Here is a 20113-nt window from a genome sequence, read left to right on the forward strand (position 1 = left end):
CTCAAACCAAGGACTTTTATGTCGCGTCGTATCTCCCCCGTCATACCCGGCTTCGGGCTGACGCTGGGCTACACCTTGGTGTACCTCAGCCTGATTGTGCTTATCCCGCTGGCGGCGATGTTCGTCCACGCCGCCCAACTCACCTGGGATCAGTTCTGGACGATCATCTCCGCGCCCCGCGTTCTCGCCGCATTGAAGCTGAGCTTCGGCACCGCGCTGTGCGCCGCGATCATCAACGGCATCATCGGCACGTTGCTGGCCTGGGTGCTGGTGCGCTACACGTTCCCGGGACGCAAGGTGATCGACGCGATGATCGATCTGCCGTTCGCCCTGCCGACCGCCGTGGCCGGTATTGCGCTGACGGCGCTGTACACGCCGACCGGGCTGGTCGGGCAGTTCGCCGCTGACCTCGGTTTCAAGATCGCCTACACCCCGCTTGGGATCACGTTGGCGCTAACCTTCGTGACCCTGCCGTTCGTGGTGCGCACGGTGCAGCCGGTGCTGGCCGACATCCCGCGTGAAGTCGAAGAAGCCGCGGCGTGCCTCGGTGCCAAACCATTGCAGGTGTTCCGTCACATCCTGCTGCCGGCGCTGTTGCCGGCCTGGCTGACCGGTTTTGCACTGGCGTTTGCCCGTGGCGTCGGCGAGTACGGTTCGGTGATTTTCATCGCCGGCAATATGCCGATGAAAACCGAGATCCTGCCGCTGCTGATCATGGTCAAGCTCGACCAGTACGATTACACCGGCGCTACCTCCATCGGCGTGTTGATGCTGGTGGTTTCCTTCGTCCTGTTGCTGCTGATCAACTTGCTGCAGCGGCGCATCGAAACCCCATAAGGAGGCGCGAACCATGTCCCAATCGTCTATTGCGGCCGCTTCCTCGGCCAACGCCGCCCGCCGTGGCAGTGCCACTTCGCGGCGGATCCTGATCGGCCTCGGCTGGCTGATTTTCTTCCTGTTTCTGCTGCTGCCGCTGTTCATCGTGGTGTCCCAGGGATTGAAGAACGGCCTCGGCGCGTTCTTCACTGCGATCTTTGAACCGGATGCCTTGTCGGCGTTGAAACTCACCGTGATCGCGGTGCTGGTGTCGGTGCCGCTGAACCTGGTGTTCGGTGTCAGCGCCGCGTGGTGCGTGAGCAAGTACTCGTTCCGCGGCAAGAGCATGCTGGTGACGCTGATCGACCTGCCGTTTTCGGTATCGCCGGTGATCGCCGGTCTGGTCTACGTGTTGATGTTCGGCGCCCAGGGCCTGTTCGGGCCGTGGCTGCAGGATCACGACATCCAGATCGTCTTCGCCCTGCCGGGCATCGTGCTGGCGACGATCTTCGTCACTGTGCCGTTCGTGGCCCGTGAGCTGATCCCGCTGATGCAGGAACAAGGCACTCAGGAGGAGGAAGCCGCGCGTCTGCTCGGCGCCAACGGCTGGCAGATGTTCTGGCACGTGACCGTCCCCAACATCAAATGGGGCCTGATCTATGGCGTGGTGCTGTGTACCGCGCGGGCCATGGGTGAGTTCGGTGCGGTGTCGGTGGTCTCCGGGCACATTCGCGGGGTGACCAACACCTTGCCGCTGCACGTCGAGATCCTCTACAACGAATACAACCACGTGGCCGCGTTCGCCGTGGCGAGCCTGTTGCTGATCCTGGCGCTCTTCATCCTGCTGCTCAAGCAGTGGAGCGAAAACCGTATCAACCGCCTGCGCGCCAGCGCCGCGGAGGAATAATTCATGTCGATCGAAGTGCGTAACGTCAGCAAGAATTTCAATGCGTTCAAGGCGCTGGACAACATCAGCCTGGACATCCACAGCGGTGAACTGGTAGCGCTGCTCGGCCCGTCGGGCTGCGGCAAGACCACGTTGCTGCGCATTATTGCCGGTCTGGAAACCCCGGATAACGGCAACATCGTGTTCCACGGCGAAGACGTATCCGGCCACGACGTGCGGGATCGCAATGTCGGTTTCGTGTTCCAGCACTACGCTTTGTTCCGCCACATGACGGTGTTCGACAACGTCGCGTTCGGCCTGCGCATGAAGCCGAAGAACCAGCGCCCGACTGAAAGCCAGATCGCGACCAAGGTCCACGAGCTGCTGAACATGGTGCAACTGGACTGGCTGTCGGATCGTTATCCGGAGCAACTGTCCGGCGGCCAGCGTCAGCGTATCGCCCTGGCCCGCGCCCTGGCGGTAGAGCCGAAAGTGCTGCTGCTCGACGAGCCGTTCGGCGCCCTCGACGCCAAGGTGCGCAAAGAGCTGCGCCGCTGGCTGGCGCGCCTGCACGAAGACATCAACCTGACCTCGGTGTTCGTGACCCACGACCAGGAAGAGGCGATGGAAGTGGCCGACCGCATCGTGGTGATGAACAAAGGTGTGATCGAGCAGATCGGCTCACCGGGCGACGTCTACGAAAACCCGGCCAGCGATTTCGTCTATCACTTCCTCGGCGATTCGAACCGCCTGCATCTGGGCGATGACAATCACGTGCTGTTCCGTCCGCACGAAGTGTCGCTGTCGCGGCATGAGCTGGAGGATCACCACGCCGCTGAAGTCCGCGATATCCGGCCGCTGGGCGCGACCACGCGGGTGACGTTGAAGGTTGAGGGGCAGAGCGATCTGATCGAGGCGGAAGTGGTGAAGGACCACGACAGCCTGACCGGTTTGGCGAAAGGTGAGACGTTGTTCTTCAAGCCGAAGGTCTGGCAGAAAGTCGCCAACGTTTGATCTCGCTCGTTCCCACGCTCTGCGTGGGAACGCCGCTATGGACGCTCCGCATCCACTGTGACGCGGAGCGTCACGGGATTCATTCCCACGCAGAGCGTGGGAACGAGCGAGCCGGGCAGTGGTTCAGACAGCCGCACGATTCGGATTGACCCGCACCACACCCGCCCGCGCCTCGATCTGCTCTTTCAGCTCATGCCGCATCCCGAGCATGAACGCCAGCTCGGCCACTACAAACAGCGGCCCGACAATCAGTCCGCTCAAGTCATCGACAAACGCCGGTTTGCGCCCTTCATAGTGGTGCCCGACAAACTGGATCGCCCAGCCGATCACGAACATCGCCAGACCGCTGCTGAGCCAGACCATGGTGCTCTGCTGCGCCAATACATGTCCGGCCCAGACCGATAGCCCCATCAACACGGTCATCAAAACCCCGAGCTTCAGTTCCAGACGCAGGTAAAACCACGCCGAAGCAAGGGCAGCGATCACCGCCGGGGAGATCCACAATCCGCCCACCGACCATTCCGGCCGCGACAACAGCACGGCCACCGCCACCACAATCAGCGGAATCCCGATAAAGTGGCTGGCGATGTTGCGCGGGTCACGGTGGTAAGCGGCGTATTGACTCAAATGATCGACGAGGCTTTTCATTGTTGTTCCTCCTGTAGGGTGATCGAATCATGCCCCGGGTTCACGGCTCGCTCTGTCAGGCAGGCGACAGTCTTTAGGAGAACGCATGGATAAGGTCTGGCGCGAGCGCCTGCTGACCGGGCAATGGTTCAGTCATCTGCCTTCGTCCTTTCAGGATAGTCTGCTGGCAGCGGCCCGGGAGCGGCGGCTGTCGGCGGGGCAGCGGCTGTTCCAGCGCGGTGATGCGCCGTGCGGGTTGTACGCGGTGCTCGATGGTGCGGTGCGTATCGGCGCGGTCAGCGAGCAGGGCAAGGAGGCGTTGCTGAGCCTGGTGGAAGCGCCGCACTGGTTCGGCGAAATCTGCCTGTTCGACGGCCAGCCCCGCACCCACGATGCCTACGCGGTCGGGTCTTGCACCTTGCTGAACATTCCCCAGGCCACGCTGCTGAAAATGCTCGACGAGCAACCCGTCTACTGGCGGCATCTCGCTCTGTTGATGAGCCACAAACTGCGCCTGACCTTCATCAATCTCGAACAGCTGAGCCTGCTGCCGGCCCCGGCGCGACTGGCCCATCGCTTGCTGATGATCGCCGAAGGCTACGGCGAACTCGATCCGCCACGCCGGGCGCTGCAACTGCCCCAGGAGCAGCTGGCGTCGATGCTGTCGCTGTCGCGGCAGACCACCAACCAGATTCTCAAGGAGTTGCAGGGGCAGGGGATTATCGGCTTGAGTTATGGCGAGATCGAAATCCTCGACGCTGTGCGACTGCGCGCGCTGGCGACCCTCTAAAAGACACCGACAATCTCTTGTGGGAGCTAGCCTGCTAGCGATTGCGGTCGATTAGCCAACATCGAGGTGGCTCACAGATCTAATCGCTAGCAGGCTAGCTCCCACAAGGAGTCTTGCGACCTTCTTATGAACCGCGATAAGTGGAGAAACCATACGGGCTCAGCAGCAACGGAATGTGATAGTGCTGATCCGTCTGCTTCACTTTAAAGATCACCGGAATCTCCGGGAAAAACGTCTCGTGCTTCGTCTTCTCGAAGTACTCGCCGGTCTTGAACACCACTCGATATTCACCCGCCTCGAACGGTTTGTTCGCCGGGAACAGTTCGGCGATCCGCCCCTGTTCATTGGTGGTGCCCTGCGCCAGCGGCTGCCAGTCCTGGCCGACATGGCGCTCCAGCGTCACGTTGATGCCCGGCGATGGCAGGCCGTTTTCCAGATTGAGTACATGCACGCTCAGCGGATTGCCGGCGGCCAGCGCCAGGCTCGAAAAAGCGCTCAGGCCGAGCGCGGCAAAAGTCATGCGCAGTGGGGTCATGGTGATGCTCCTGGGTTCAAATACGGTTGATGGAAAGGCCGACGATGTCGGCAGCCTTGATCGCGCAGTTCTCGTCTTGCTCGCCGCCGCCGGAACCGGCCACGCCCATGGCGCCGACCAGTTCCTTGCCAGCGAACAGCGGGATGCCGCCGCCGAGCAACAACAGCTCATCGAGGGTGTTGAGGTTGGCGGTTTCCGGGTTGCTGCGGGCACGCTCGGCGAACAGCCGGGTCGGGGTTTTCGTTGATAGCGCGGTGTAGGCCTTGCGTTGGCTGGCGACGGTGTTGTGCGGGCCGATACCGTCGCCGCGCAAGGTCACCAGCAGGTTGCCGCCACGGTCGAGCACCGATACCGTGCCGGTGCAGTTTTCCAGCGCCGTGTCGGCCAGCAGCCGTGCGGTTTTCAGATCGAGATCGGCGTGACGGGGCAGCTCAGGTGCGGCGATTGCGGCAGTGCCGAAGCTGATTGCCAGGCTGGCGATCAAGTATTTAGCAAACATGGGCAGGCTCCATAAGCGAAGGCCATCACCTTATCCGCCGGTCCCCGTCGAAACCTCGTCAGTCGGATTACAAGTTTGTAATGGGCAACGGCGGCGAAGGGGCCTAGCCTGTGCCTCTGATCAATCGAGGTGTGCCATGCGTTTGCTGGTCGTAGAAGATGAAGCCAAAACCGCGAATTTCATCGCCAAAGGGCTGGGTGAGTCGGGTTTTGCCGTGGACGTGGCGCTGAATGGCCTCGACGGTCGCTACTTTATTGAGCAGCAGGAATATGACCTGATCATCCTCGACGTGATGCTGCCGGGCCTTAACGGCTGGCAATTGCTCCAGCTGATCCGCCAGCGCGGCGCCACGCCGGTGCTGTTCCTGACAGCGAAGGACGCCATCGAAGACTGCGTGCGCGGTCTCGAACTGGGTGCTGATGACTATTTGCTCAAGCCGTTCGCCTTCGCCGAATTGCTCGCGCGGGTGCGCACGTTGTTGCGGCGCGGGCCGATGCGCGAGGCCGAGTCGTACAACATCGCCGACCTGGAAATCGACGTGCTGCGCCGCCGGGTCAGCCGTGGCGGCCAGCGCATCGCCCTGACCAACAAGGAATTCGCCCTCCTGCATTTGCTCGCCAGCCGCCAAGGTGAAGTGCTGTCGCGTACGCTGATTGCTTCGCAAGTGTGGAACCTGAATTTCGACAGCGACACCAACATGGTCGAAGTCGCGGTGCGCCGGCTGCGTTCGAAAGTCGATGATCCGTACATGCCTAAGCTGATCCACACCGTGCGCGGGGTCGGCTATCAACTCGAAGCGCCCGACGATGCGCGCTAGATCCATCGCCTGGCGCCTGGCCCTGGCGTTCGCCGCCGTCTGTGCGTTGGTACTCAGTGCGATTGGCGTGTTCCTGTATCGCTCGCTGGCCTCGGAAATCGCCTGGCGCGACGACATGGCGTTGCTCGGTCGTCTGGAACAGGTGCGCGCGCTGCTCGCCGACAGCGACAGCCTCGACGCCTTGCAGGCGCGGCCACGGCTGTACCAGAACATGCTCGGCAACCTCGACAGTCTGCTGCTGGTGCAGCGCGCGGACGGCTCGAATGTGATCACGATCAACCCTCGCCAACGCGCACTGCCGTCCTTGCAGGCCATCCCCCGGGATCAACCGCCGCAACGCCGCGATGTGCTGACCTGGCAGGCGGCGGACGGTGTCGAACTGGCCTTGTTGTCAGGTCAGGCTCAAGGGCCGAACGGCGAAGCACTGACCGTGATCGCCGGCAAGGTCTTGAGCGAGCGCGAGCAGATGCTCGGCAGCTATCGCCTGCGCTTGTATCTGGCCGTCGGCCTGGGTGCCGTGCTCGCCTTCACGCTGGGTCTGGTGCTGTTGCGCCGTGGTTTGCGGCCTCTGCGCAAGCTGAGTGAAGCGCTGCGCGGCATCGACCTGCGCAGCCTCGACCAACGCGTCCCCACCGCCGGCACGCCAGCGGAATTGCTGGAACCGGTGCACGCGCTGAACGGCATGCTGGTGCGGCTGGACGACGGCTTCCAGCGCCTCTCACAGTTTTCCGCCGACCTCGCCCATGAAATCCGCACGCCGCTGCACACCTTGCTCGCAAGCAACGGCCAGGCACTGAATTATCCGCGCAGCAGCACCGAGTATCAGGAAGTGCTGGCGTCGAACATGGAAGAGTTCGAACGGCTCAAGCGCATGGCCGAAAACCTGATGTTTCTCGCCCGCGCCGAGCAGGCTGAGCGAGCGCTCGATCTGCGCACGCTGGAACTGCACGAAATCGGCGATGAGTTGTGCGACTACTTCGAGGCATTGGCCGATGACCGTGAAATCCGCCTCGAAAACACGCTCAGCGGAGAATTGCTGGCGGATCAGCAACTGCTGCAACGCGCCTTGGGCAACCTGTTGGCCAACGCCGTACGCCATGCCGACGCCGGCTCGGTCATCAGCCTGCGCCGGCGGGATGAGCTGGGCATGTGCTGGCTGCAAGTCCACAATCTTGGCCCGGTCATCGCAGAAGAGCATCTGGGCAAACTGTTCGACCGTTTCTACCGCGTCGACCCGTCCCGCGCGGAGCCAGGAGACTCCGGCGGATTGGGACTGGCAATCGTGCAGTCGATCATGCAGTTGCATGGGGGCCGGGTGCGGGTCAGCAGTGATGCAACGGGTACGGTTTTTGAGCTTGGATTTGTAACCAGTCGCTAATCGACCCGCACATGCCGTTTCATCTGAGCTAGACTCGCCCTGAATTGGCATCAAATGCGATGCATATTTCTTTATTTACGATTTATTGCACTGTATATAATGCACTGGTGTGTCATGGAACAGTTGGGCGAACTGATCAGAACTCTGCGCAAAGCGCAAAAACTCTCGCAACAGGCGTTGGCGCAACGTTACGGCATGAGCCGCGCCACCATTTCGGGTATCGAAAACAATACGATTTCTGAAATTGGTCTGCGCAAAGTCGAGGCGATCCTCAACGGCTTTGGCTATGAGCTGACGGCGGTTCCCGTGAGAGCGCAACGCCCGACACTCGACGCGTTGCAGAAGGTCAATTTCCATGACTGAGCCGACAGATCGCTTGCACATCACAGTCGCTGATAGCCCGGTCGGAACGCTCGGTCGAGGGCAGCCGGGCATGGACAGTGTGTTCAGTTATCGCGAGGACGCCATCGACGAGAATGCAGTGTCGCTGACAATGCCGACCCGGCTGGAGAGCTACGGCTGGGAGCGGGGCATTCATCCCGTCTTCGAAATGAATCTGCCGGAAGGCGCGCTGCGCGATGAGCTGGTTCGACGCTTCAGTAAAGCAGTGCGCGGTTTTGATGATTTCGCCTTGCTCGCTATCGTCGGACCGCATCAGTTGGGACGGCTGGCGATTACCAGCGAGTCGGCAACCGAGCGTCAGCCCGAAACATCATTGGCCGAGCTTTTGGTGCATGACGGTGCCCAGGGATTGTTCGATGATTTGCTACAGAAGTACGGCCAATACTCCGGGGTTTCGGGCGTACAGCCCAAAGTTCTGGTGCGCGACAGTGCGGCAGCAGTTGATCGCCTGACTCACCGAGGCTCCACACATCTGGTCAAAGCCTTCCGTCCCGAAGAGTTTCCCGAGCTGGCGACCAACGAGTACTTCTGTATGCGCGCCGCAGCGCTTAGCGGACTTGAAGTGCCAAAGTTTGAATTGAGTGAGCAGGGCAAATTTCTGGTGGTCGAGCGTTTTGACCTGATTGAGCACGGCTATCTGGGTTTCGAGGACTTCTGCGTACTCAATGGCTGGCCTTCCAGAGCCAAATACGATGGTTCTTACGAAGGCGCTGCCCGACAGATCAAGGCCTTTGTTTCGCCTGCGCTGTTGAGTCAGGCGCTGGAAGCTTTTTTCAAGATCGTAGCGCTGTCGGCGGGACTGAAAAATGGCGATGCGCACCTGAAGAACTTCGGTGTGCTGTATGACCAATGCGGTGCGCAGGCTTCGATCCGGCTGGCCCCGGCTTACGACATCATCACCACATCGGTTTACATCAGGAACGACAGCCTGGCCTTGCTGCTGGGCGGGTCGAAGGCATGGCCCAAGCAGAAGGCGCTCATCCGCTTCGGCCGTACGGCGTGCAATCTCACTGAAGGCCGGTGCAATGAACTACTGCAGCAGGTTGTTCATGGCATGCAGACGGCGATGGCGGAAATGCTCGAGCATTGCCGAACCCATCAGTCATTCGCCGAGGTGGGTACGGCAATGATCGAGCAGTGGGAGTCCGGGATTGAACGCAGTCTGACCAAGGGTTGAATGCCCATGTGCGCTCAGCGCAACTGATCCCGAAACTGCCCCGGCGTCATCCCGGTCCAGCGTTTGAACGCGCGGCTGAAGCTGCTGGTATCGGCAAATCCCAACAGATAACTGACCTCGCTCAGCGAGCATTGCGGATCGCGCAGGTGCAGCAGCGCGAGGTTCTCGCGGCTTTCATTCAGCAGGGTGTCGAAGCGACAACCCTCGTCCGCCAGGTGCCGTTGCAGGCTGCGCAGGCTCAGGTGCAGGGCCTGGGCGATGCGTTCAGCGCTGGGTTCGCCTTCGGGCAGTTGTTCTTCGATGGCGTCGCGCACCTTGCGCTCCCAGGTCAGCGGCTTGAGTTGGGCGAGGGTGCGTTTGAGCACTGCTTCGTTGTGCTCGGCCAGTTCAGGGTTGGCGTCGTCGAGGTGACTGTCGAAGTCGGCGAGGGCGAATTCGATGCGGTCTTCTTCGGCGGAAAAATGCACCGGCGAGCGGAACACCTTGTGCCACTGATGCGCATCGGCCGGCTCCGGGCGGCGCAGGTACACCGCCAGTGGTGCGTAGTCGCGACCCAGGCGATTGCGGCAGGTGCGCACGTAGATCGCGGCAAACGCGTCGATGGCCTCGAAGGCGGGCGCCGGGTTGTCGGCCGGAATTTTCAGGCGAAACCGATAGCGGTCTTCGGTGCGGGTCAGCTCCAGTTCCAGCGCGTCGCTGACCACCTGGTGATAACGCACGATCCGCTCGAACACTTCCCGCAGGCTGCCGCTGGCCACTAACGCATAGCCCAGTGCGTGAAAGGTGGTGGGGCTGACGAACCGCGACACCCGCAAGCCGATTGCCGGATCGCCGCTGACCTGCACCGCGATTTCCCACAGACGCGTGGTGGCGGACAACGGATAGCGGGCGTTCGGGTCGTCCATCAGTTGCGGATCGAGCCCGGCCTGCTGACACAGGGCAGTGCTGTCCAGCCCCAGCGCGTCGAGTTGCTTGCGCAGGGCACGGGTCCAGCTAGCGAGAGAAGTCGGTTCCTTCATGCTGATTGGCGCTTCCGGTCAACAGGTTGGCGTTCTCGGCTACCGCGTTTGGAGTCCGCGCGGGGCAGGATGCGAACATCAATAACCAGAGGATGGAAGCATGGACCGTACTTCTGCAAGTCCCCAGCGACACAATGCTGCCCAGCGATCAGCGCATATTCGCGAAGTGGTGCTGGCCAAGGGCGTGGAACTGCGCGAGCGCTACCCGATTCTCAAGCATCAGGATGCACTCGGCGCCGGGATTCTCGCCTTTGCTCTGGCCGGAATGATCGGTTCGGCGGCGCTGTATATCAGCGGGCACCTGGCGTGGTGGGTATGCCTGTTGCTCAACGCGTTTTTCGCTTCGCTGACCCACGAACTCGAACACGACCTGATCCACAGCATGTATTTCCGCAAACAGCGCGTGCCGCACAACCTGATGATGGGCCTGGTATGGCTGGCGCGGCCGAGCACGATCAACCCGTGGATCCGCCGCCATCTGCACCTCAATCATCACAAGGTGTCCGGTACCGAAACCGACATGGAAGAACGGGCGATCACCAATGGCGAGCCTTGGGGTTTCGCGCGGTTGCTGATGGTCGGCGACAACGTGATGTCGGCGTTCATCCGCATGCTGCGGGCCAAGACCTGGGCGCACAAGTTCAGCATCATCAAACGCACTTTGAAGGTCTACGCGCCGCTGGCGCTGGTGCATTGGGGGGCGTGGTATGTGTTTCTCGGGTTCCATGGGGCCAATGGCATCGCCTACCTGATGGGCTCGCCGATCGAATGGTCGGCGACCACGTTGTCGGTGATGCAGGTGATCGACATCGCCGCCGTGGTGATCATTGGCCCGAACGTATTGCGCACTTTCTGCCTGCACTTCATCAGTTCGAACATGCATTACTACGGGGATGTGGAGCCGGGTAATGTGCTTCAGCAATGTCAGGTGCTGAATCCTTGGTGGCTGTGGCCTTTGCAGGCGTTCTGCTTCAATTTCGGCAGCAGTCACGGGATTCATCATTTCGTGGTGAGGGAGCCGTTTTACATTCGCCAGTTGACGGTGCCGGTGGCGCATAAGGTGATGCGGGAGATGGGGGTTCGGTTCAACGATTTCGGGACGTTTGGGCGGGCGAACAGGTTTGTTCGCAAGGAAAATGAAGGGTTGGCGGGTAAGGCGATCGAGGTGAACTGACTTTGTGTTTTCGGCTGGAGATCCAGCCCTCACCCTAACCCTCTCCCGGGGGGAGAGGGGACTGATTGGGGGATATTGGGGAAGTACGCCGACGTGAACGAACTGTTCTGAATCCATAGTCGACTGGTTTTTTCAGGTCGATGTATAGCGAAAGACACCTCGGTAGGCTCCCTCTCCCTCCGGGAGAGGGCTGGGGTGGGTAAAGACCGGGTACATCCTTTACGTTTGAGACCGGGGACATGGTTTACAGGTATCAATCATGGTCAGGAGGTGCTGACCATGCCCTGGAATCAAGAGTCCCCGATGGATCAACGAGTGAAATTAGTCAGTGACTGGCTCAGTGGCAGCTACACCAAGAGCCAATTGAGCCGGCGTTATGGGGTCAGCCGGCCAACCGTCGATAAGTGGCTGGATCGGTATGCAGCGCTCGGTGTGGATGGCTTGAAAGAGCAATCCCGCAAGCCTTTGAACTGCCCTCATCAAACCCCGGATGAAATCATCGCCACATTGCTGGCCAAGAAAAACGAGCATCCGGATCGAGGTCCCAAACAGATCATTGATCGCCTGCGAAAGTCCGATCCACAGATCCCATGGCCGGCCGCGAGCACTGCTGGTGAGTGGTTGAAGAAGGCTGGCTTGGTCATTGCGCGGCGCCCTTATCCTTTGCGCCCGCGTGCTCCGACGCATTTACGCCCGGCCGATGAACCCAACCAGACCTGGTGTGCCGACTTCAAAGGGCAGTTCAGGATGCAGGACGGCAATTGGTGCTATCCGCTGACCATTACCGATCAGATGAGCCGCTATCTGCTGCTCTGCCGGGCGTTGCCCGGCACGCACAGCGAGCCGACGCGACAGGGATTCGAATGGGCTTTCCGGGAGTTTGGATTGCCGGACGTAATCCGCACAGATAACGGGGCGCCTTTCGCATCGACCGGTTTGGCGCGGCTGTCGAAGCTGTCCGTCTGGTTCATCAGGCATGGCATCCATATCGAGACAATCACACCAGGGCGTCCTGACCAGAACGGTCGACACGAACGGATGCACCGCACCCTCAAAGCAGCGGTACTGCGAACACCTGCGGAAAATCTCGTACGCCAGCAGCTGGCCTTTGAAGAGTTCGTTCAGGACTTCAACCATGATCGACCACACACCGCACTGGGCATGAAACCGCCGGCTTCCGTATACAGACCTTCGTTGCGCCCGTATCCGGGCTACTTGCCCGCGGTCGAATATGGCCCTGAGGTTGAGGTACGCAAGGTTCGTTCGAACGGCGAGTTCAAGTGGAAGGGGCAACGAATGTTTTTGGGCGAGGCGCTGATCGGCGAGGACATCGCGCTGAAGGAAGTGGCTGATGACGTGTGGGAGCTGTACCTTTGCAACTTCTGTTTAGGCAGGCTTGAGCGCGGTGCCAACCGCGTATCAAGCCTGTAAAAGGTGTAAACGATGTCCCCGGTCTAATGTGTAAAGGATGTACCGGTCTCTACAGTGAGGGCAGCTCTTGATCTTGCCACCTCAATCCGGCTGAAACGGCGACTCACTCAAAATCACCCCGGTCTCCTCCACATACCGCTGCCAATGCTCGATCAGCGCCTCAAGCTTCTGCGGCTGACTCGACGCCAGGTCATGAATCTCCCCCGGATCACTCCCCAGGTCGTAAAGCTGCCAGGTCGCCGGCCCGACTGGACCGGGGATCCACACCGCCTTCCACTGCCCCTGCCGAATCGCCCGGCGCCCGAACAATTCCCAACCGGTAACGGTGTGTTCGTCATGCACCTGCGCCGTCTCGCCAGACAAAAAGCCCAGCCACGATTTACCACGCAACTGTGCCACCGGTTTGCCGTGCCATTGCTTGCCGGGATGGCGCACGCCGGCCAGATCGAGGATGGTCGGCGTGATGTCCATCACCGTGCCGAAACCATGGCTGATCTGCCCCTTCAGCGGCAGCTGCGGATAGTGCAACAGTGCCGGAACGCGAATCCCGCCCTCGGTGGTGAACGCCTTGAACAGGCGCGACGGCGCGGTGGCCACCTGCGCCCAGTTCGGCCCGTACCAGACGTAGGAGTTGGCGCGTCCGATGTTGTCGAGGCTGTTGTCGTAATGCTGGCTCAGATAGGTCACCAGCTCCGGGCCGAATTTCGGGAAGGCCTCCAGCAGCGCGCCTTCGGCACCGTTGTCGGACATGAACAGGATGAAGGTGTTGTCGAGCTGGCCCTGCTGGCGCAGATAGTCGACGACGCGGCCGATGTTCCAGTCCATGCGTTCGACCATCGCTGCGTAGACTTCCATCGCCCGGGCGGAAATGCGTTTTTGTTCATCGCTCAGCGCGTCCCATTGCGTGGTCAGCTGGATCAGCGGATGCGGCTCGACATCCGGCTCGATCAGCCCAAGCGATTTGAGTTTTTCCAGACGCTCGAGGCGCAAGACTTCGGGGCCCGCGTCGTAGCGGCCACGGTATTTTTCGACGATGTCGGCGGGCGCCTGCAACGGCCAGTGCGGCGCGGAAAACGGCAGGTAGGCGAAGAACGGCCGGCTCTGGTCGCGCTCCTTGAGGTACTGCAACAGCTTGTCGCCGAAAGCGTCGGAGGAATAGAAATCCTTGGGCAATTCGTCGATGAACGTGTCGTCTTCGATGTACAGCGCCGGGGTGGATTTCAGCAGGCCGGGCGTGTGTTCATCGTAGGTCGGTTCGAATCCGTAGTGGTTCGCCGCGCCGGGCAGCAACGAGAACGAGCGCTCGAAGCCTCGGGCGTGAGGCGCCAGTTCGGCGGTCAGGCCCAGGTGCCATTTGCCGCTCATCAAGGTCTGGTAACCGGCCTCGCGCAGCAACTCCGGCAACGCGACGACACGGTCGTTGAGATAGCCTTCGTAACCCGGTTTGCCGATCAGCTCCGGGGTCAGGGTTTCGGCCATGGTGCCGATGCCGGCGATGTGGTGGTCGGTGCCGGTGAGCAGCATCGAGCGGGTCGGCGAACAGGTTGGTGCAGTGTGAAAATCGGTCAGGCGCAGGCCATTGTTGGCCAGGGCATCGAGGTTCGGCGTGGCGATTTCGCCGCCGAACGCGCCGATGTCGGAGAAACCGAGGTCATCGGCCAGAATCACCAGAAAGTTGGGACGTTGCGGCATCAACAGGCTCCTGTTCAGCAGGCAATGAACGACAACGGCAGATCACGGATCTGCACCGGTGCGCTCGGTTGGTAATGGTCGTCACTGGTCAGCTCGTGCAGCAGTTCTTCGCGCAACTGGTGGAAGTCGAAACTGCTGCGCTGGCGCGGATGGGGCAGGGCGATGTCCACCACCCGCTTGATCCGGCCGGGGCGCGGTTCCATCACCACCACGCGGTCGGCGAGGAAAATCGCTTCCTCGACATCGTGGGTGACCAGAATCGTGGTGATCTTTGCCCGCTCGCGAATCGCCAGCAGTTCGTCCTGCATCTGCTGGCGGGTCAGCGCATCGAGGGCGCCGAAGGGTTCGTCGAGCAACAGGATCCGTGGGCTCGCCACCAGACCGCGAGCAATCGCCACGCGCTGGGCCATGCCGCCGGAGAGTTGATGCGGGTAGGCGCGGGTGAAGTCGCGCAGGCCCACCAGTTCGATGAAATCGTTGACGCGTTGCTGCTTTTCAGCGGCGCTCAGCGGCTCGTTGACCAGGCCCAGGCCGATGTTGTCGGCTACGGTCAGCCACGGGAACAAACGGTGCTCCTGAAACACGATGCCGCGCTCGCCGCCGATGCCGCTGACGGCTTTGCCATCGACCGTGATCTGCCCGCGAAACTGCGTGTCGAGGCCCACCAGCAAACGCAGCAGGGTGGATTTGCCGCAGCCGCTGGAGCCGACGATGGCGACGAATTCGCCCTCGGCGATGTCGAGGTTGAATTCGCGAATCGCCTCCAGTTCGAAACCGTCGACGTCAAAGGATTTGCCTACATGGTTGAAGCTGACAATCGGTGCGTTCATGCGTGTCTCCAGCGGGTGGCGCGGATTTCCAGGCGTTGGCCAATGAGGTTGAGCAGGGCGCCGGTGAGGCCGACCAGGAGCATCCCGGCCATGATCAGGTCCATGCGCAGCAGTTGTTGGGCGCCGATCATCTGGCTGCCGATGCCGCCGTTGGACGGCATGAAGTATTCGGCGCCGATGGTGCCGAGCCAGGCGTAGATCAGGCTCAGGCGCAAGCCGGCGAAAATCCCCGGCGCGGCGCCCGGCAATACCAGTCGACGCAGGCGCTGGCCGAGGCTCAGGCGCAGGACCTGCGCGGCTTCGTTGAGTTGTGGCGAGAGGTTGGCGACGCTGCGTTGAGTCGCGACAAACAATGGAAAGAAAGCGGCGAGGGCGACGAACACCCACTTCGCCAGTTCGCCTAGACCGAACCAGGCGGTGAGCAGCGGCACCCAGGCGAAAATCGCGATCTGGCGCAGGGCGGCGAGGGTCGGGCCGAGCACGCGTTCGCTGGTGCGCGACAGACCCAGCAGCAAACCCAGCACGAGGCCGAGGCCGCCGCCAATCAACAGACCACCTAGTGTGCGGCCCAGGCTCAGGGCCATGCCCGAGATCAACGTGCCGTCGAGCAATCCGTTTTTCGTCGCCTCAAGCACCACCCACGGACTGACCAGAATGTTGGCATCGATCCATTGCTGATCGACCGCCAGTTGCCACAGCGCAAACAGCGCCAGCGGCAGCAGCCACGGCTGTACGCGTTGCCAGCCTTCGTAGCGTGGGCCGCGACGGATTTCTGCCGTGGCCGGGTGCGGCCAGTGCACCAGTTTTTTGTCCAGCAGACCGATGCCGCGATCCATCGCCACGCCGATCAGGCCGATTACGACGATGCACACGAAGACGATGTCGAGCATGAACAGCTGTCGCGCCCAGACCATCAGGTAACCGATGCCTTCGCTGGAGGCCAGCAGCTCGACGGCAAGCAATGAAGTCCAGCCAGCGGCGAGCGCCAAGCGTACGCCGGCCATGAATGCGGGGAGGGCGGCGGGCAGCACCAGTCGGCGGATCAACAGTCGTGGAGGCAAACGTAAAACAGCGGCGGCTTCGCGCAGCTTGGGTTGCGCATCGCGCACGCCGACCAGCGTATGCAAGGTCACCGGAACCACGATGGCCTTGATCAGCACCACCAGTTTCAGCGTTTCGCCGATGCCGAAAAACACCATGAACAGTGGAATCCACGCCAGCGTCGGCACCTGGGCCAGGCCGGCGAAAGTCGGGAAGATCAAGCGTTCGAGACGACGGCTGAAACCCAGCGCCGCACCGAGTACCGCGCCGGCGGTAACGCCCGCCAGCAAGCCCCAGAACAACCGTTGCAGGCTGATCCACAAATGACTCCACAACTCGCCCTGGGACAGCTCGATCGCGCTGTTCCACACCAGCGATGGCGCCGGCAGAATCTGTTCGCTCATCCATTGATTGCGCGCCGCCAGCCACCACAGGGCGAACAGTCCGAGCGGTAATATCCAGGGTAAAACGCGGTGGCTCAGGCTTGGCCAGGTACGCCGGCTTTTCAACGGCGGTGCGGCCAGTGGCAGGCTGAGCAGGGATTCACGGGCCATGGGTGACCTCCGTTGTCGGGTTGGATCGAGTCAGCGGAATTAGCTAAAAACCAATTGTTATAAGTGAGTTAGAAAATAATCATTTTGGAGATAAGCAGCGCCATTTAAGGCCTCCAGCCCTGCGCGCATCCAATGCATTCGAAGAATATTTTCGATGCTCTCCATGCATACGGCTCTGCATGTCCCGACTTTGCTGGCTTAGCTTGAAAAGCTATAAAAATGTGCTTTTTAAGTATTTAAGCGCTGATACGGATTGCGCCTACTTTCGGCTCCTCAATGCCCGCCGTGATCAGGAGCCGCACCCATGAACCTTCCCTTCAAACGTGTCATCAGTCTGTTTGCCGCGCCGGCACTGGCGGGTCTGCTGGCGTTCTCTGCCCAGGCCGACGAGCTCAAGGAAATCAGGATTGCCGTGCCTGATCTGAGCGCCGGTACCCAGCACAGCGGCGGGGGCATCGTGGACGTGCTGCGCGATCAGCAGATTTTCGAAAAGGCTTTCGCCGATCAGGGCATCAAGATTCAGTGGAGCTTCTTCAAGGGCGCCGGACCTGTGATCAACGAGGCGTTCGCCAACGGTCAGGTGGATCTGGCCTATCTCGGAGATCTGGCGGCCATCATCGGCAAGTCCAACGGTCTGGATACGCGCCTGCTCAGCGCCAGCGCCCGGGGTGTGAAGCAATACCTGGGCGTGGTGCCGGGTTCGGGGATCAAGACGCTGCAGGATCTCAAAGGCAAGCGCGTGGCGATCTTCCGGGGCACCGCGACCCAGTTGTCGTTCGATGCGGCGCTGGCCAGCGTGGGCCTGAGCGAGAAGGACGTGAAAGTGATCAACCTCGATTTCAACGCAGCGGTAGCGGCGCTGGCGGCGAAGCAGATCGATGCGTCGTGGGGCAGCTCCGGGCTGACTGCATTGCAGGCCAAAGGCTTGGCCGAGTTGCCGCTTAACACCAAAGACCTCGGTGGCGCCGGCAGTGTGCAGTCGGTGCTGGTGGGTACCGGCAAGTTTGTCGATGGGCATCCGGAAGCCGTGGCAAAACTGCTCAAGGCGCAGCAGCAGGCGGTGGAGTGGTTGACGCAGGACAGCAACAAGGACGCCTATGTGCAGCTTGTGTCGGGGCTGGCGAGCTATCCGCCGGTGATCCTGACCCAGGATCTGAAGGATCAGAACCTGAGCGAAGTGTTCCCGTCGACACTGGACCCGCTGTTCCTCGAAAACCTGCAGGGCAAGGTGGACCTGGCGGCGCAGCAGAAGCTGATCCGCAAGCCGTTCAAGGTGAACGAGTGGGTCGCGCCTGAGCTGGCGGCTGCGAAGCTCTGAATTTTTAGCGTCAGAACAGCCCTCATCGCCAGCAGGCTGGCTCCCACAATTGGATTCATTTTCATGTGGGAGCCAGCCTGCTGGCGATGACGACCTCAGACCGCGACGCTGATCGCCTGTTTATCCACCGCCACCAGCGTCTCGATCATCGCCCGCGCCGCCGGCGACAAGCGGAATCCCGTGCGGCTGACGATCCCGCACCGCGCATTCATGCTCTCCAGGTTCTGCGGCAGGTTGCGCCAGTGCAGCAGCGCCAGCGAGCCCTGGGCGATGTCCTCGACAAACGCCTCTTCGGTGCCAACGCCAATCGCGTTGGATTGCAGCACCACTTTCACCAGCGCCGGAAAATGCTCGGTCTCGATGGTCGGTGAAAAATCGATCCGCCCGCTGAGATTCGCCAGCAGTTTGCGAATGCCTGGCGGGATCAGCGTGGTCGCCAGCGGGTAGTCGAACATGTCGTTGGTCGACAGGCTTTCCTTGGCGAGCAGCGGATGCCCCGGCCGGCAGAAAAACACCCCGCGCTTGGGCGTCAGCGGCTGGGTCTGGAAGTTCGGGTCGGACTCGAAATGGCGGATGTCGGCAATGAAGAATTCGATCTCCTCGCGGCTCAGGGCGCGGCTGAGTTTTTCCCAGTTATCCACCTGAAAACAGGTGCGCACTTTCGGGTGCGCATTGATGAATTGCGCCACCGCGTCCGGCACCAGTTTCACTGCCGGCGCCGGGCCGCAACCGAAGTGCAGTTCGCCGGCGTCGAGCTTGGTCATCTGCGTCACCTCGGCGCTGAGCAATGCCGCGCCCTGCACCAGGGTCAGGGCGTGCTGAAGCACCACCTGGCCTTCGGGCGTCGGGCGCAGATCCTTGTTGCCGCGATCCACCAGCACGCAGCCGAACTCCTGCTCCAGCCCTTGAATGCTGCGGCTGAATGCCGGTTGAGTGATGCCCATGGCGTCGGCTGCGCGGACAAAACTGCGGTGTTCGTTGAGGGCGATGAAGTAGCGCAACTGGCGAAGATCCATATGCTTTTCCGGCATCCTAAAAATAGCTCGAAGGCATTTGCGACGAGGTTGCTTGAGGTTTTAAATGCAAGCTCTTATTCCGTCAACGAAGCATGTGAATATCTATTAGATGTAAATGGAATATAGATAGAGCGTTGTTTCGCTGCCGTCCAACCGCAAGCAGTCGATGAGGGTCTACCCATGAGCAATGCCGCACTCGCTGTAAAACCCGCTGTCCACACGCTGGACGTTCATCCGGTGGCCGGCCGTATCGGCGCCGAAATCCGTGGCGTGCAGCTGTCCGGTGAGCTGGATGCCGCGACGGTTGAAGCCATTCAACAGGCGTTGATCCAGTACAAGGTGGTGTTCTTTCGCGAGCAGACCCAGCTCGACGATCAACGTCAGGAAGCCTTCGCGCATCTGCTCGGCGAGCCCGTAGCGCACCCGACCGTGCCATCCCGCGAGGGCACCCGCTATCTGCTGGAACTGGACGGCGCCGAAGGGCAGCGCGCCAACTCGTGGCACACCGACGTGACCTTCGTCGATGCCTACCCGAAAGCCTCGATCCTGCGCTCGGTGGTGGCCCCGGCGTTCGGTGGCGACACGCTGTGGGCGAACACCGCGACCGCGTACAACGAACTGCCGACTGAATTGCGTGAGCTGGCAGACAAACTGGTGGCCGTGCACAGCAACGAATATGACTACGCCGCCGTGAAGCCGGACGTGTCGGCGGAAAAGCTTGAGCGCTATCGCAAGATCTTCACCTCGACCGTCTACGAGACCGAGCACCCGGTGGTGCGTGTGCACCCGATCAGCGGCGAAAAGAGCCTGCTGCTGGGGCATTTCGTCAAGCGCATCAAGGGTTATTCCCAGGCCGATTCGGCGCACCTGTTCGGCTTGCTGCAAAGTCATGTGATCCGCCAGGAGAACGTCGTGCGCTGGCGCTGGAAGGCCGGTGATGTGGCGATCTGGGATAACCGTTCGACGCAGCATTATGCGATTGATGATTACGGCACTCAGGATCGGGTGGTGCGTCGGGTGACGCTCAAAGGGGAAGTGCCGGTCGGGGCGAATGGGCAGCGTAGCCAGACCATCAAAGGGCGTGAGTAAGAGCAGAA

At 61.2% G+C, this 20113-nt stretch carries 20 protein-coding genes; 12 read left to right on the top strand and 8 right to left on the bottom strand.

What is annotated here, in order from left to right; genetic code table 11:
* Window positions 1-18: 18 nt before the first annotated feature.
* Genes cysT through ABFB52_RS02015 form a run of 3 tightly spaced genes read left to right on the top strand, consistent with a single transcriptional unit; the run spans window position 19 to window position 2716 of the window.
* Window positions 19-837: a sulfate ABC transporter permease subunit CysT gene (gene cysT, locus ABFB52_RS02005; RefSeq protein WP_007952818.1), complete on the top strand. Its 819-nt coding sequence runs from the start codon at window positions 19-21 to the stop codon at window positions 835-837.
* Window positions 838-850: 13 nt separating this feature from the next.
* Window positions 851-1723, top strand: a complete 873-nt coding sequence (gene cysW, locus ABFB52_RS02010; RefSeq protein WP_011331905.1) for a sulfate ABC transporter permease subunit CysW — start codon at window positions 851-853, stop codon at window positions 1721-1723.
* Window positions 1724-1726: 3 nt separating this feature from the next.
* Window positions 1727-2716: a sulfate ABC transporter ATP-binding protein gene (locus ABFB52_RS02015; RefSeq protein WP_102687462.1), complete on the top strand. Its 990-nt coding sequence runs from the start codon at window positions 1727-1729 to the stop codon at window positions 2714-2716.
* Between the two features lie 123 nt (window positions 2717-2839).
* Here ABFB52_RS02015 and ABFB52_RS02020 read toward each other — a convergent pair whose 3' ends face one another.
* On the bottom strand, window positions 2840-3364 hold the full coding sequence (locus ABFB52_RS02020) for an Mpo1-like protein (protein WP_102687463.1): 525 nt from the start codon (window positions 3362-3364) through the stop codon (window positions 2840-2842).
* 85 nt (window positions 3365-3449) lie between these two features.
* Between ABFB52_RS02020 and ABFB52_RS02025 the strand changes: the two genes are divergently transcribed.
* Window positions 3450-4133 (top strand): Crp/Fnr family transcriptional regulator, encoded by a 684-nt coding sequence (locus ABFB52_RS02025; RefSeq protein WP_129973828.1) that lies wholly within the window; start codon window positions 3450-3452, stop codon window positions 4131-4133.
* A gap of 124 nt (window positions 4134-4257) precedes the next feature.
* Here ABFB52_RS02025 and uraH read toward each other — a convergent pair whose 3' ends face one another.
* Window positions 4258-4668 carry a hydroxyisourate hydrolase gene (uraH, locus tag ABFB52_RS02030; protein WP_007952813.1) on the bottom strand — a complete coding sequence of 137 codons (411 nt, stop codon included), beginning with the start codon at window positions 4666-4668 and terminating at the stop codon, window positions 4258-4260.
* A gap of 16 nt (window positions 4669-4684) precedes the next feature.
* Window positions 4685-5167 carry a heme-binding protein gene (locus ABFB52_RS02035; RefSeq protein WP_129973827.1) on the bottom strand — a complete coding sequence of 161 codons (483 nt, stop codon included), beginning with the start codon at window positions 5165-5167 and terminating at the stop codon, window positions 4685-4687.
* A gap of 136 nt (window positions 5168-5303) precedes the next feature.
* Here ABFB52_RS02035 and ABFB52_RS02040 point away from each other — a divergent pair, with 136 nt between their 5' ends.
* The 4 genes from ABFB52_RS02040 (at window position 5304) to ABFB52_RS02055 (ending at window position 8941) form a co-directional block, all read left to right on the top strand.
* Window positions 5304-5984: a heavy metal response regulator transcription factor gene (locus ABFB52_RS02040; RefSeq protein ID WP_129973826.1), complete on the top strand. Its 681-nt coding sequence runs from the start codon at window positions 5304-5306 to the stop codon at window positions 5982-5984.
* The gene (locus tag ABFB52_RS02045; RefSeq protein WP_129973825.1) at window positions 5974-7362 is read left to right on the top strand and encodes a heavy metal sensor histidine kinase; all 1389 of its coding nucleotides are present in this window, start codon (window positions 5974-5976) and stop codon (window positions 7360-7362) included. Before ABFB52_RS02040 ends, ABFB52_RS02045 begins: the two co-directional genes overlap by 11 nt.
* A gap of 114 nt (window positions 7363-7476) precedes the next feature.
* Entirely contained in the window at window positions 7477-7725 is a 249-nt protein-coding gene (locus tag ABFB52_RS02050) for a helix-turn-helix transcriptional regulator (protein WP_085746304.1), read from the top strand.
* Window positions 7718-8941: a type II toxin-antitoxin system HipA family toxin gene (locus tag ABFB52_RS02055; RefSeq protein ID WP_085746305.1), complete on the top strand. Its 1224-nt coding sequence runs from the start codon at window positions 7718-7720 to the stop codon at window positions 8939-8941. The genes ABFB52_RS02050 and ABFB52_RS02055 overlap by 8 nt, the downstream gene beginning before the upstream one ends.
* 14 nt (window positions 8942-8955) lie before the next feature.
* Here ABFB52_RS02055 and ABFB52_RS02060 read toward each other — a convergent pair whose 3' ends face one another.
* Window positions 8956-9960, bottom strand: coding sequence for an AraC family transcriptional regulator (locus ABFB52_RS02060; RefSeq protein ID WP_129973824.1), 1005 nt, complete (start codon window positions 9958-9960; stop codon window positions 8956-8958).
* Window positions 9961-10060: 100 nt separating this feature from the next.
* Between ABFB52_RS02060 and ABFB52_RS02065 the strand changes: the two genes are divergently transcribed.
* Window positions 10061-11134, top strand: coding sequence for a fatty acid desaturase (locus ABFB52_RS02065; RefSeq protein WP_129973823.1), 1074 nt, complete (start codon window positions 10061-10063; stop codon window positions 11132-11134).
* A 279-nt stretch (window positions 11135-11413) separates the two neighbouring features.
* Window positions 11414-12565: an integrase core domain-containing protein gene (locus tag ABFB52_RS02070; protein WP_074690342.1), complete on the top strand. Its 1152-nt coding sequence runs from the start codon at window positions 11414-11416 to the stop codon at window positions 12563-12565.
* Between the two features lie 81 nt (window positions 12566-12646).
* Here ABFB52_RS02070 and ABFB52_RS02075 read toward each other — a convergent pair whose 3' ends face one another.
* Genes ABFB52_RS02075 through ABFB52_RS02085 form a run of 3 tightly spaced genes read right to left on the bottom strand, consistent with a single transcriptional unit; the run spans window position 12647 to window position 16682 of the window.
* Window positions 12647-14257 (bottom strand): arylsulfatase, encoded by a 1611-nt coding sequence (locus tag ABFB52_RS02075; protein ID WP_129973822.1) that lies wholly within the window; start codon window positions 14255-14257, stop codon window positions 12647-12649.
* 14 nt (window positions 14258-14271) lie between these two features.
* The gene (locus tag ABFB52_RS02080; RefSeq protein ID WP_129973821.1) at window positions 14272-15087 is read right to left on the bottom strand and encodes an ABC transporter ATP-binding protein; all 816 of its coding nucleotides are present in this window, start codon (window positions 15085-15087) and stop codon (window positions 14272-14274) included.
* Window positions 15084-16682, bottom strand: a complete 1599-nt coding sequence (locus ABFB52_RS02085; RefSeq protein ID WP_129973820.1) for an ABC transporter permease — start codon at window positions 16680-16682, stop codon at window positions 15084-15086. Before ABFB52_RS02085 ends, ABFB52_RS02080 begins: the two co-directional genes overlap by 4 nt.
* A 304-nt stretch (window positions 16683-16986) precedes the next feature.
* Between ABFB52_RS02085 and ABFB52_RS02090 the strand changes: the two genes are divergently transcribed.
* A complete protein-coding gene (locus ABFB52_RS02090) occupies window positions 16987-18000 on the top strand; it encodes an ABC transporter substrate-binding protein (RefSeq protein ID WP_011331920.1) in 1014 nt (337 codons plus the stop codon).
* Between the two features lie 95 nt (window positions 18001-18095).
* Here the strand turns inward: ABFB52_RS02090 and ABFB52_RS02095 are convergent, their stop codons facing one another.
* Complete coding sequence (locus ABFB52_RS02095; protein WP_041475105.1) at window positions 18096-19016, bottom strand: LysR family transcriptional regulator; 921 nt, start codon at window positions 19014-19016, stop codon at window positions 18096-18098.
* 180 nt (window positions 19017-19196) lie between these two features.
* Here ABFB52_RS02095 and ABFB52_RS02100 point away from each other — a divergent pair, with 180 nt between their 5' ends.
* Window positions 19197-20105, top strand: coding sequence for a TauD/TfdA family dioxygenase (locus tag ABFB52_RS02100; protein ID WP_129973819.1), 909 nt, complete (start codon window positions 19197-19199; stop codon window positions 20103-20105).
* Window positions 20106-20113: the final 8 nt, after the last annotated feature.

It is taken from the genome of Pseudomonas sp. 9.2(2024), from assembly GCF_039695385.1.
GTDB classification, from domain to species: Bacteria; Pseudomonadota; Gammaproteobacteria; order Pseudomonadales; family Pseudomonadaceae; genus Aquipseudomonas; species Aquipseudomonas paraglycinae.